The sequence below is a fragment of the Paenibacillus sp. FSL R5-0887 genome (assembly GCF_038002305.1).
Classification (GTDB): domain Bacteria; phylum Bacillota; class Bacilli; order Paenibacillales; family Paenibacillaceae; genus Paenibacillus_AQ; species Paenibacillus_AQ odorifer.
In genome coordinates, this window is record NZ_JBBOCE010000001.1 from 3,409,553 (window position 1) to 3,421,843 (window position 12,291).

Annotated in this window: 15 protein-coding genes and 1 other annotated feature; all 15 genes read right to left on the minus strand. The window is 45.5% G+C overall.

The genetic code is table 11. The features are described from left to right. Positions 1 to 8: 8 nt before the first annotated feature. Entirely contained in the window at positions 9 to 1,331 is a 1,323-nt protein-coding gene (locus MKY14_RS15215; RefSeq protein WP_038573034.1) for an SPFH domain-containing protein, read from the minus strand. A 210-nt stretch (positions 1,332 to 1,541) separates the two neighbouring features. Next, on the minus strand, positions 1,542 to 2,852 hold the full coding sequence (gene obgE, locus MKY14_RS15220) for a GTPase ObgE (protein ID WP_036685174.1): 1,311 nt from the start codon (positions 2,850 to 2,852) through the stop codon (positions 1,542 to 1,544). 15 nt (positions 2,853 to 2,867) lie between these two features. Next, on the minus strand, positions 2,868 to 3,608 hold the full coding sequence (locus MKY14_RS15225) for a Spo0B domain-containing protein (protein ID WP_076105522.1): 741 nt from the start codon (positions 3,606 to 3,608) through the stop codon (positions 2,868 to 2,870). Positions 3,609 to 3,851: 243 nt separating this feature from the next. Continuing rightward, positions 3,852 to 4,163: a 50S ribosomal protein L27 gene (gene rpmA / locus MKY14_RS15230; RefSeq protein WP_036685171.1), complete on the minus strand. Its 312-nt coding sequence runs from the start codon at positions 4,161 to 4,163 to the stop codon at positions 3,852 to 3,854. 17 nt (positions 4,164 to 4,180) lie between these two features. Then, complete coding sequence (locus MKY14_RS15235; RefSeq protein WP_036685168.1) at positions 4,181 to 4,516, minus strand: ribosomal-processing cysteine protease Prp; 336 nt, start codon at positions 4,514 to 4,516, stop codon at positions 4,181 to 4,183. Positions 4,517 to 4,528: 12 nt separating this feature from the next. Beyond that, complete coding sequence (gene rplU, locus MKY14_RS15240; protein ID WP_036685166.1) at positions 4,529 to 4,840, minus strand: 50S ribosomal protein L21; 312 nt, start codon at positions 4,838 to 4,840, stop codon at positions 4,529 to 4,531. A 14-nt stretch (positions 4,841 to 4,854) separates the two neighbouring features. After that, positions 4,855 to 4,941: a sequence feature (ribosomal protein L21 leader region), on the minus strand. Further along, positions 4,856 to 5,023: a hypothetical protein gene (locus tag MKY14_RS15245; protein WP_155288184.1), complete on the minus strand. Its 168-nt coding sequence runs from the start codon at positions 5,021 to 5,023 to the stop codon at positions 4,856 to 4,858. (Overlaps the previous feature by 86 nt.) Continuing rightward, the gene (locus MKY14_RS15250) at positions 5,004 to 6,245 is read right to left on the minus strand and encodes an Rne/Rng family ribonuclease (protein ID WP_076129388.1); all 1,242 of its coding nucleotides are present in this window, start codon (positions 6,243 to 6,245) and stop codon (positions 5,004 to 5,006) included. Before MKY14_RS15250 ends, MKY14_RS15245 begins: the two co-directional genes overlap by 20 nt. A gap of 54 nt (positions 6,246 to 6,299) precedes the next feature. Continuing rightward, the gene (locus tag MKY14_RS15255; protein ID WP_036685160.1) at positions 6,300 to 7,142 is read right to left on the minus strand and encodes a M50 family metallopeptidase; all 843 of its coding nucleotides are present in this window, start codon (positions 7,140 to 7,142) and stop codon (positions 6,300 to 6,302) included. Continuing rightward, the gene (locus tag MKY14_RS15260) at positions 7,135 to 8,031 is read right to left on the minus strand and encodes a M23 family metallopeptidase (protein ID WP_076218574.1); all 897 of its coding nucleotides are present in this window, start codon (positions 8,029 to 8,031) and stop codon (positions 7,135 to 7,137) included. The genes MKY14_RS15255 and MKY14_RS15260 overlap by 8 nt, the downstream gene beginning before the upstream one ends. A gap of 202 nt (positions 8,032 to 8,233) precedes the next feature. Then, positions 8,234 to 9,028, minus strand: a complete 795-nt coding sequence (gene minD / locus MKY14_RS15265) for a septum site-determining protein MinD (RefSeq protein ID WP_036685156.1) — start codon at positions 9,026 to 9,028, stop codon at positions 8,234 to 8,236. Positions 9,029 to 9,033: 5 nt separating this feature from the next. After that, complete coding sequence (gene minC, locus MKY14_RS15270) at positions 9,034 to 9,693, minus strand: septum site-determining protein MinC (RefSeq protein WP_076280016.1); 660 nt, start codon at positions 9,691 to 9,693, stop codon at positions 9,034 to 9,036. Positions 9,694 to 9,772: 79 nt separating this feature from the next. Continuing rightward, the gene (gene mreD, locus MKY14_RS15275; RefSeq protein WP_081387283.1) at positions 9,773 to 10,303 is read right to left on the minus strand and encodes a rod shape-determining protein MreD; all 531 of its coding nucleotides are present in this window, start codon (positions 10,301 to 10,303) and stop codon (positions 9,773 to 9,775) included. After that, a complete protein-coding gene (mreC, locus tag MKY14_RS15280; RefSeq protein ID WP_076186079.1) occupies positions 10,303 to 11,181 on the minus strand; it encodes a rod shape-determining protein MreC in 879 nt (292 codons plus the stop codon). Before mreC ends, mreD begins: the two co-directional genes overlap by 1 nt. A gap of 62 nt (positions 11,182 to 11,243) precedes the next feature. Then, positions 11,244 to 12,278: a rod shape-determining protein gene (locus tag MKY14_RS15285; RefSeq protein WP_036685150.1), complete on the minus strand. Its 1,035-nt coding sequence runs from the start codon at positions 12,276 to 12,278 to the stop codon at positions 11,244 to 11,246. Between the last annotated feature and the right edge of the window lie 13 nt (positions 12,279 to 12,291).

Sequence of the window (12,291 nt, forward strand, 5' to 3'; positions counted from 1 at the left end):
GGTCCTCCTTAGCCTGCTTTTGTTCCGCACTCTGCACAGAATTTTTGTCCAGCTTTCAGCTCATGTCCACAGCCGCTGCATTTAATCACCATGCTGTCTCCACAATGAGGACAGAATTTCACCCCTGGCGCTACCATAGTCCCACATTTACCGCAAGCTTTAGGCATTTCTTTTCCACAGGAGACACAAGAAGCCGCTCCCTCAGGATTATCTGCTTTACAGGATGGGCAAGGACGATAAGGATTCCCGCAACCTGGACAGAACTTAGCTCCTGCATTTAGTTCATGCCCGCATTCAAAACATTTGATCTTGTTCGCAGAGGGAGAACCTTGCGGGTTGCCTCCAAGCGCCTGCCCACAACCGCTGCAGAACCGTCCCTCTACTGGATTCATAACTCCACACTTAGAGCAGGAACGCTGCTCTTGACGTATAACTGTAGTCCCTGAATCCAAGTTCATCCCTCTAGTCATACGGTTCACCATATCCATAGCGGGTCCAGCAAATCCCATTCCAAGTCCAAGCCCCATCCCGGTGTTCATCATGCCCACTCCAAGATTGCCGGGATTACCTGCCGCTTCTTCCATCGTGTCAAAACCACGCTCCTGCTGATAGGTGAAGCCCATGATATCCATTTCCGCTTTTTTAGCCAAAGCTTCCTTCAAACGAATCGTTGCCGGATCATCCTCTGGAATATTGATCGAATCAATATAAAAATTATTCAGCTCAATGCCATTATCCAAGAAAGCCGAGGCTAGTCGGCCCTGAATATGTTTGGAGATCTCTGCAACATAAGCATTAATCTCCAGTATGCTGATTTGCTTGTGCACAAGGTAAGAAGAAATAAGTTCATTTATATTCGACATCAGCAGTCCGCGGAAATAACTGATAAGCGTTTCATGATCAAACTGCGGGAGCGTCCCTACGAGCTTCAGCAAGAATTTTCGCGGATCATCGATTTTTACACCAAACTGCCCAAAAGAACGAACAGAAATCATAATTTTGTATTTGGGATCCTGAAGCTGTAAAGGTGAGCTCGTTCCCCATTTGACATTCATCGAATTCGTCTTATTCACATACCATACTTCAGCCGTAAATGGTGATTTTCCACCAAAAGGAAGATTAACGATATTGGATAAAATAGGTATATTAGCGGTGCTTAGCGTGTGCCGCCCAGCTGTAAAAGAATCAAGCGCTTGTCCGCCCTTGAATAGAATCGCTTCCTGGGATTCATTAACGATTAGTTGTGTCCATGTCCCCAGCTCCTGGTTAGGATATTTCCATGCAAATATACCTGGAGGACCGTCATACTTCACCACTTCTATAATTGCCATCTGCTATTCCTTCTTTCATTATCTTATATATAAATAACGTGTACGCTCCCAAATGGGAATTAGTGTATTTCGATATTTATTGTATACGATATATATCGTGTTTTGGGTTCTTTTATTGAAAAAAATTACTGATCTCCTCACAAAAAAAGCGCCAACTATGCTATCCCTTTACAGGAAAACTATAGTTGGCGCTTCATAGTCAGCTAAATATTAATAGTAGCTGCTGTTCTCAACGAATTCGAATTCGAAATCAGCGATACGGACAATCGTTCCTTCTACAGCACCGCGTTTACGAAGCTCTGCATCTACACCCATATGACGCAAAGTCCGTGCCAGCTTGAGAATCGCATCATGTGTGCTAAGCTGCATGCGCTTCAGCATACGTTCGATACGTGGGCTTGTGACCACAAACGCCTCGTTATCACGTGTAATAGTAAACGAATTATCCTCTTCTGCTTCCAGCTTATACACCTTACGTTCAGTAGTTTCAGCAACTTCCTCAACCACCGGCGCAACCGGAATGCTGTCGAGAATATCCGTTGCACGATATAGGAGCTCCTGGACACCCTGACGGGTAAGGGATGAAATTGGCATGATTTCTAAATCCGGCCGCACCTCAGCTACGCGTTCGCGGAAAGAAATAAGATTCTCTTCTGATTCAGGCATATCCATCTTATTCGCCGCCACAATCTGCGGACGATCGATTAGACTAGCATTGTACTGCTTCAGCTCATCATTAATTAGAACCCAATCCTCGAAGGGATCACGGCCCTCAGAGCCAGACATATCAACTACATGAATGATGATACGCGTGCGTTCAACGTGACGCAGGAATTCGTGACCCAGACCTATGCCTTCACTAGCTCCCTCGATTAATCCAGGCAGATCCGCCATCACAAAGCTTCGGCCATCCCCAACATCCACTACCCCTAAATTCGGTGTAATTGTTGTGAAATGGTAAGCTCCGATTTTGGGCTGAGCTGCGGACACAACCGACAGCAACGTAGATTTACCCACACTCGGGAAGCCTACAAGCCCTACATCAGCCATTACCTTAAGTTCCATAACAACATAACGCTCTTGGCCTTCTTCACCGTTCTCCGCAAGCTCTGGTGCAGTATTATTAGCTGTGGCAAAACGGGTGTTACCCCGGCCTCCACGGCCTCCACGTGCAACTACAACCTGTTGTCCATGACGCGTCATATCGGCAATGATCTCTTGCGTATCATCGTCAATCAGAATGGTTCCTGGCGGAATACGAACGATCATATGATCCGCATTCGCTCCATGTTGGCTTTTGTTCCGTCCTTTAATCCCTTTGTCAGCTTTGAAGTGGCGCTGATAACGGAAATCCATCAACGTGCGCAGTCCCTCATCTACACGGAAAATAACGTCGCCTCCACGGCCTCCGTCACCACCGGCAGGACCACCCTCCGGTACATATTTCTCCCGGCGAAACGCAACGAGACCATCCCCGCCGTCACCGCCTTTAACATAAATCTTAGCTTTATCTACGAACATAAATGTTCACCTTCCTCACATTTCAAGCGGTAATCGCAGCTCGACATAAGCCCTGCTAGGCTTAAACTGCTCTGCTTTCATGATTTTTCCTTGTACTATATTATAAATTTGCCCTTTGAGCAGCTCGGGATTGCCATGCTCCCCCTCGCCTTCGAAGGAGATAAGAATGTCTCCTCCATCCTGAAAAAAGCCAAGGCGCAGCTTGCGCGTCTCCCCCTGAGGAGCCAGCCCGTTGTACTGATAAGCCCGTATGGTCTGCATAATCACTGAAGTCAGCTCATCTCCTGCTTCTGGATTTAGCTTGTCCTCTAGCTGCAACCCTTCCTCCACCTGAACTTCCAATTCCAGACTAGACCTGTTAGTTCGGAAGGATTGGATATAGAAAACCAATGAAGGAATGCCCAACTTAGCGATACGACTATCAAGTGCTATGCGTTCCTTTATTCTTTCCACACACTCCACGGATTTATTAGGCTTTCCAAGCTGAATATATCCGTATAGAATCTGCAAATCGTTCATCCAATCATGTCGATGATGATTCAGTGTCCGAATCGCCGCCTGTTGCAGAGTGTTCTCTTGTATACGCAGCTCCCGTTCATAATGACGCTGGCTCCAGATAAAACTGAAAGCAACGATTGCCACTACCCAGACTCCGAGTAATAGACACGTCAGAAGAGAAGTATGCCAATACAAAAGACCTAAAGGAAGCATTACGGATAACATGACTGCCCAGATTGCACTTTTCCAGGATTTCATTCTTTCTCCCCGTCCCTCAGTTCGCAAAATTCATGACTTCGTTTAGATAATTTGTTTTGTTAGTATCATTTACCATTTCCTAGTATAACACACGCGTTCACTGTAGTTCACCAGAGATAATAACGAGAATTTCACATCTATCTAACCATTCCAACTTTGCATCACAAATAATTATGAATATTCTACAAAAAAGCCTCCGGCACTCATGCCGGAGGCTTCTACTTGCTCATATGGTCCGTAAGCTTACGCTTCCAGTGCCGCTGCTACCGGAGCGACATCAACTGGGTACACGCTCACTTTTTTGCGATCGCGGCCCCAACGTTCGAACTTCACTACGCCATCCACCATTGCGAACAAAGTATCATCTTTACCGATGCCTACGTTAGTTCCTGGGTGAATTTTTGTTCCGCGTTGACGAACCAAGATGTTACCGCCGGTTACTGCTTGACCGTCAGCACGTTTCACGCCAAGACGTTTGGAATGGGAATCCCGTCCGTTTTTTGTGGAACCTACACCTTTTTTCGATGCGAACAATTGAAGATTCAATTTCAACATGTTGTCAACCTCCTTCTTTAAATATTTACTTGCTGTATTTGAATATACTTCCCGTATGATTCTGCGATATCATTCAGCATTACGACCATGGATTCAAGCAGCAATTGTACCTTCGCGGAAGTATCGAAATCTTCAACAGAACTTAATGTTCCACTTAAGAATCCGTTCTTCATGGATGTATCCATGGAGATTCCGGTCAAGGTCTCAATCGAATTGACGGTTCCAACTGTTACAGCGGATACCCCGGCACATACGATATCTTCGCCACGCTTCGCATAACCCGCATGCCCCTTAACCTCAAAGCCAACGATAGTTCCTAGATCCGATAATCGTGTAATCCGCACGCTAATCATTAACGCACCTTCTTACGCTTGAATCTTCTCGATAGTTACTTTCGTGTACGGTTGACGATGACCTTGTTTCTTGTGGTAGTTCTTCTTAGGTTTGTATTTGTAAACTACAACCTTAGCGCCTTTACCATGTTTCTCGACTTTAGCTGTTACAGACGCGCCGCTTACTAGCGGAGTTCCTGCAGTCAGACCACCATCGTTAGAAACAGCCAATACACGGTCAAAAGTTACACTTGCGCCGTCTTCAGCTTCCAACTTTTCAATGAACAAAACGTCGCCCTCTTGGACTTTGTATTGTTTACCACCAGTTTCGATAATTGCATACATTTTACTTGCACCTCCTCATGTCTCAGACTCGCCTAGTCTAGGTGGCAGAATTCCCGTAGGAACTGCGCTTATGTACCCGATCGGAGCGGTTACAGCATGTGCAGGATCAACTGCATCAAACACATACTTGAAGATAGTATCATACTTATGACTTATCGTCAACTCATTCCAGCCATTCTCCAACTTTTCCGGTTCCCCCGCAGCACTGGCAAATCACAGGCGCAAAGCTGGCTGAATCATGCCTTGCCTTCTTTCTGGTCATCTCGAGCAGCCCGAGTCTTGTCCACCCCAAAATATGTGTTTTGGTGCGATCCTTGCAGATCACTTTCTCTAATCGCTCTGTGACCATCTTGCGGTGAAGCTCTTGTTCCATATCAATAAAATCGACAATAATGATTCCACCAGTATCGCGTAACCGGATCAAACGACCGATCTCCTCAGCTGCGAGCAAATTCGTATTAGTAACCGTTTCTTCAAGCGATGCTCCGCCAATGTATTGAGCGGTGTTGACATCAATTACGGTTAACGCCTCTGTCTCATCCCAGATCATTGTTGCTCCGCCCTCCAGCGTGATTTTGCGGCTGAAGCTCTTGAGCAATTGATCCTGAATACCATAAGCAGCGAAAATAGACTCCGCTCCATTATAAAGACAGACTGGCTTGTACCCTTCAGGAGCCATGTCGTCCAGAAAGGCTGTTGCTTCTCTAGCTGCGGCAGATGAATCAATAATCAACTGATCCCGTTGCGGATTAAAGGCATCTCTTATAAAGCGTTGGACAATACTAAGATCACGATGTAGTAAAGCGGGAGCCTCTACCGTTTGTGCCTTACGTGTAATATTCTCCCATTGGGCACGCAAAAAAGAAAGATCACCCTCCACAGCTTCATGTGGCTCGTCCTGAGAAACCGTCCGCATAATAAGCCCTTCTTCTTTCATTCGCAGACGTTCTCCGATTCCTTTGAGACGACTGCGCTCTGCATCCCGGCTTATTTTTTTGGAGACACCGACGTATTCTGCAAAGGGCATGTACACCATCCAGCGCCCGGGCAACGTATAATGAGTCGTTACACGCGCGCCTTTTCCGCCGCTCGGCTCTTTCCGCACTTGAACAACAATATCCTGTCCCGGCTGCAAAAGCGTCTCGATAGAGGGCTTCACATCAGGCTGTTTATCCAAATTAGGATGCAATACATCATCAACATATAAAAAAGCATTCTTCTTCTGTCCGATATCAACAAAAGCAGCCTGCATACCTGGAAGTACGTTAATCACACGGCCCTTGTAATAACTGCCGACCAACCCTTGCTGCTGATCGCGTTCAGCCGCGTACTCCACCAGCCTTCCGTTTTCCAGAAGAGCCATTCGGGTAATGTGCTGCGTGCAGTGAACGATCATCTGTTTCATGGCTTCACCTCTGGTTTCGTTCGTTCATTCCTTCACATTCTCTGCATAAATACACTATATTCCGAAGTAGGTTGATATTAAGCGCTGTTCCGGCACAACAGCAACAACATTTCCTTTACCGTTTAACACATAGATAAAATGATATTGATTACGTTTAAATAGACGCAATATATCATCTAAAGGTTTCGCAGATAATGCAACTATTGGACGAGCTACGCTTCCTGTTCGCAAATGATACTCATAAACAGCCTCCCGATTCATCAAAAAAGCAACAAACCGGTACGGTAAATTACGATGGTCGGTGAAATTCGAATACAGCAGAAAAGCTCCGATCATGACCATATTCAGCCTAAGGCCTCCACCCGCTCCAAGAGGCAGCAGCGCATATATAATCACAAGGACACTTGCGGCTACACTCACCCGTCCAGTCCATAACAAAGTGTAGTAATAAGGAAGTACTAAACTAATAGTGGCCTGAAGCACTTTACCTCCGTCAAGCGGCAGCACTGGCACTAGATTAAAAAGCCCAATAATGGCATTGGCATGAATAAAATAGGTCAGAAATTCCTGATTGCCATAACCGGCTTGTTGAAGTCCAAAAGCAATAACGATCATAATTCCATTTTGCAGTGGACCGGCAAGGGCTATTCCGATCTCACGACTGGCTGTAAGCCGCCCATGATCTTCAATAACAGCCACTCCGCCAAACGGAAGAAGCTGAACCGACTTAACTGTAACACCAGCCAAAAGAGCCGCAACGACATGTCCCATTTCATGAATGAAGACAATCGTAAATAAGGTGAGCAGCTCTAGAAATTGTCCCGTGACCACGGAGAATAACATAATGATCACGAAAAGTGGATGTAGTGACAGTTCGATACCAAAGATCCTAATCAAACGATACCACTTCTGTAGGATCAATATAAGTCTTGTCTTTCATCACTGCGAAAAATAGTGTTGAAGCTGAGGATACATCCTTCTCCATCATCCAACCGAGTGAATCCCCGCTCTGCACCCAGTCATCAACCTCCAGCTTGGTGCCGCTCAAATGTCCGTATTCTGCAGTGACACCGCCTGAATGCTGAACAGCAATTCGAATGCCCCCTTCCAGCTCTTTAGAGATGGAGAGAATACGTCCCATGTCTATACTTTTCACCGTCACATTTAAGGTTGAATCGATTTGAGGCATAATTTCCACCCCTTTTAGCGTAGATGCAAAAGGCTGGACAATACTCCCAGCTATCGGGGCAGTGAGTTGATGATGAGCGGCCACTTTTTGAGCAGGCTCATCTTTATCCCCAAATATCGGAATGAACGCTGGAGCTCCGTTAAAGTTCTCCTCATACCAGACTCTCACAGCCGTGAAATCCATGTCATTGCTTAACGCATCACTAATAAAAGCTTGCATCTTATAGGACCATGGCTGATGTACCGCAAAAATCCCCCACACTGCTCCAAACACAAGAACACTAGCAACAAAGCGCCGAATAAAACCGGCAGTAAAATTTGAGCCTCCACCGCCGTTATCCTCCCAGCCTCCACGACTCTTTTTCCACATCACCTCTGGATCGGGCTCTACAGAGGATTGATCGGCATTCTTAAATCCTGTTCCCCATTCCTTAAAGCTCGTACTCTTATCCGGCATAATAAATAAAGGGGGAGCCTCCGCTATTTCTAGTTCCGGGACTTCCGAAACTCCTGAGACTGCTGAGACTTCCGGGAGTTCCTCCAATAAACTACGAATACGCTCCTTGCGGCGATTCTTGATATCTGATTTCTGATCCATATTTATCCCTCCGGACGGGCTTGTTTTACTTCCATTTTATGAAGCACGGAAGTCTCTTTAGAACAAGCCCCTCCAAGACAGACCATTTAAATCCCGGAAATGCCATACATTCATATTTATTCAAAAAAAATAAGCCCCACCATAGATTTCTCTACTGGTGGGACCCGTGTATGCTTCTTATCATAGGATTGCTTAGTAAAAATTAAGCCATGCCGAAAAATTTCTTAAGTTTCTTAAATGCTCCCGGTTTGCGGTCAAGCTGCATCAGGGGTACAGCATCACCTAGAATTCGGCGTGCAATATTGCGATAGGCAATAGCAGCTGAAGAATCGGGATTCATAACTGTAGGTTCTCCGTTATTTGCGGCTTTAATGACTAGTTCATCATCCGGAACAATTCCGATAAGATCAATGTTCAGCACCTGTAATATATCCTCAATATCAAGCATATCCCCAGACTTCACAAGACCTGGACGAATACGGTTTACCACCAATTTCGGCGATTCCACACTCGACTGTTCTAATAGTCCGATAATACGATCGGCATCCCGCACAGCGGCATGCTCTGGTGTGGTAACCACAATCGCTTTATCCGCACCGGCAATCGCATTGCGGAAGCCGTGCTCGATTCCTGCCGGACAATCGATCAGAACATACTCATATTCCTTCTTTAGTTCAAGAATGATATCTCTTACTTGTTCAGGAGAGACAGCCGTTTTATCCTTTGTTTGAGCTGCAGGCAGCATATACAATTCATCAAAGCGCTTGTCTTTAACGAGCGCTTGATTAAGGCGGCAACGTCCTTCCGCTACATCCACAAGATCATAAATAATACGATTCTCAAGCCCCATAACTACATCCAGATTACGCAGTCCAATGTCGGTATCGACGAGACATACTTTTTTGCCCTGCAGTGCAAGTGCGGTTCCAATGTTGGCTGTTGTGGTTGTTTTGCCAACTCCGCCTTTGCCCGAGGTTACGACTATCGCTTCTCCCATGGAGGCTACACCCCTTTAAACACATTTAAATCCTGACGTAATTTGACCAAATTATGAATCTTATCGATCTGCATAGCTCCGTTTGTTAAATATGCAAATTCCATACTGCTTTCTCGGGTTTCCCATTCATCGGGCGGACGACTAATAATATCGGCAATTCGCAGCTGCGTTGGAGACATTAAAGAAGCAGCTATAATCGCTTCCTCATTCCCGTCTACTCCAGCATGCGCCATCCCTCTTAGCGAACCTAGTATATAAATATCGCCTGAACAGGTTATGGTCCCCCCAGGGTTCACATCCCCCAGATATAGAAGATTTCCGTTATGGTGCAGCACCTGACCGGAACGTAGAATTCCGCTCATCAGAAACAATGCGTCATTATCCTCACCGCCGGGCGCTGGAAGCGCCTCTATAGATCGAATCAACAGATTTCCCTGTCCCTTAAGAATCTCCAGCACAGCTTCCTTGTCTTCCTCAGTTACGGTACGATTGCCCAGCTTTATGTCCACATGTACAATCGGTCCAGTTAAAATATTTTGATGGCTGTGCTCCAGCTTATAGCGAAGCTCGCTCAGAAGATCTTCAAAGGGACATTTGTCGTCTAGCAGGAATATCAGGCCATCCTTGATGCCCTTAATCCTTACATGCTTGGATTTTACTGTCATATGCCTGGCCCCCTATCCTCATTCATTCGTGCCGGGCCCCTTAAATTCCTGCTTTGTATAGAAAGAAAATAGAAGCTCTTTAAGCCGCTTCTTCCTTATTCGTTTCTTTCTTGATTAGCTCAAGCTGGCGCCGAACCGGTATGTAGAAGAGTAGCCCGATGGCAAAATGAAAAAGCATCGTCGGCAGCATGTGATTCAAAATCGCCCAGCTATAAGGTTCTTGATTAAGATTAAATACACTATAGATACCAAATAGTATACTATCCTCAAGTAGACTTCCAAGCAGAACCACAGTCATCATAAGGGGCAGCGGAGCACGTGGAATCTGAAATAAAAGGCCGATTAAATAAGCCGACAATCCCATCGCAAAAGAGTGTGCTCCAAGAATTCTGCCGTAAAAAACGACATCATGCAGCATTCCAAAACATAATCCCAATATAAGTGCTGTATGCCGATGATGATATATAGTCACGAACAATAACACTACAAAAACCAAATTCGGAATGATTCGCATCTGCCACACATCTGGAATCAGCCAAGGTAAGATGGTTCCCTCCACAATAAATAAGAGGAACAGTATCAGAACAAGAACTGATCTGCGCATATTCACTATTCAGCACGCTCCTCCGTAAACACAACAATCAACTGCTTCCAGTCCTGAAATTCTGCTGAAGGCTTAATCACTGCTGTGGAGGTTAATCCAAATTCACCAACATCGACGCTTTCAACTGTGCCTATTGTCAATCCCCTTGGATATAACCCTCCAATACCGGAAGACAGAATAGTATCCTTCGCTGCAATAGGATCACCCGGTGGAATCTTAGTCATCAGCAGTCTGTTCGTCTCGGGATTATAACTCTCAATCATCCCAAAGGATTTACCCTCTTTATTTAAGGCAGTTGCCGCAATAGGCGGCTGGGAATTAGGATCATTGGTGTCCATCATTGTCATCAGCTTCACCGTGGAGGTGAAATTGCTCACCTTACTGATAACACCAACTAGACCATCCACTGAAATCACGGACATATTAGGTCTAACCCCATCTTTGGAGCCCAAATCGATAACAATCGTACTATTGCTTGGCTCTGTTGTCTGGCTAATTACCTGTGCAATACGATATTCATATTTATACAATTTCTTCTGTTCTTCAGTGAAATTCCAATTTTTCTCCAACTCGTCATTCCGCGCCTTGACGAAATTATACTGGGCTTTATCACGTGCATACTGGGCAGCCATAATTTTAAGCTGTTCATTTTCTTTAGCAAGATCACTCAGATTTCCAATATCTTCAAACAAGCCCGCTACATATCCAGCGGGCTTGTAGAACATTTTTTGCACGAAACCAGTCGAATCTCTGAGAAAGTTCTCCGGCCAGGACAAGCCTTTCCTTGTTGCCAAGCTGAAGCCCATTACCACAATGAACAGCACCAGTGTAATCAACAGAATAAACAGACGTTTATTGCTTAAGAGTTTAAACAGTTTCAACACCCTCTAACAACAGTATTTCTCCCATAACAGGGGTTGACTTACACAAGTGGTAGAACATCATCTTATCTCTTCGAACGAAGACTGGATCCGCTGCGGCTCTTGAACAAATGAATGTTCTCAAGTGCCTTACCGGTTCCAATAGCTACACAGTCCAGTGGATTCTCAGCAACAATAACCGGCATTCCCGTCTCACGTGCAAGCAGCTTATCCAAGTTGCGAAGCAAGGCTCCCCCACCTGTCAAAACAATTCCACGATCCATAATATCTGCTGCAAGCTCCGGTGGACATTTTTCCAACGTTACTTTAACAGCTTCAATAATAGCATTCACTGTGTCAGACAAAGCTTCACAGATTTCATCAGAAGTAATTGTAAGTGTTTTTGGCAGACCTGTTACGAGATCACGGCCGCGAATTTCCATGGTTTCAGCCTTTTCAAGAGGAAGGGCAGAGCCAACATCCATTTTGAGCTGCTCCGAAGTACGTTCACCGATCATCAGATTGTATTGACGTTTGATGTATTGAATGATGGACTCATCCGCTTCATCACCTGCAACACGCACTGAACGGCTAGTAACAATACCGCCGAGCGAGATTACAGCAACTTCAGTTGTACCTCCACCGATATCTACAACCATACTACCTGTAGGCTCCCATACTGGCAGATCCGCGCCGATAGCAGCAGCAAAAGGCTCTTCGATAATGTAAGCTTCACGAGCTCCAGCTTGTTTGGTAGCATCTTCTACCGCACGTTGCTCTACAGCAGTAATGCCAGATGGCACGCAGACCATTACATTAGGGTGACGCTGGAACATAGAACGCTGTTTCTGTGCTTGACGAATAAAATATTTAATCATCGTAGCCGTTGTATCAAAATCAGCGATAACGCCATCTTTCATCGGACGGATCGCACGGATATTTCCAGGTGTACGACCGATCATTTTTTTTGCGGATTCACCCACGGCTTCAATCGTCTTAGTATCAGTGTTAATGGCTACAACGGAAGGCTCTCTTACAACAACGCCCTTACCGCGTACGTAGACAAGCGTATTCGCTGTCCCCAAGTCAATTCCTAAATCTTTTGTGAAACCACCCAACATGCTAATTTCTCCT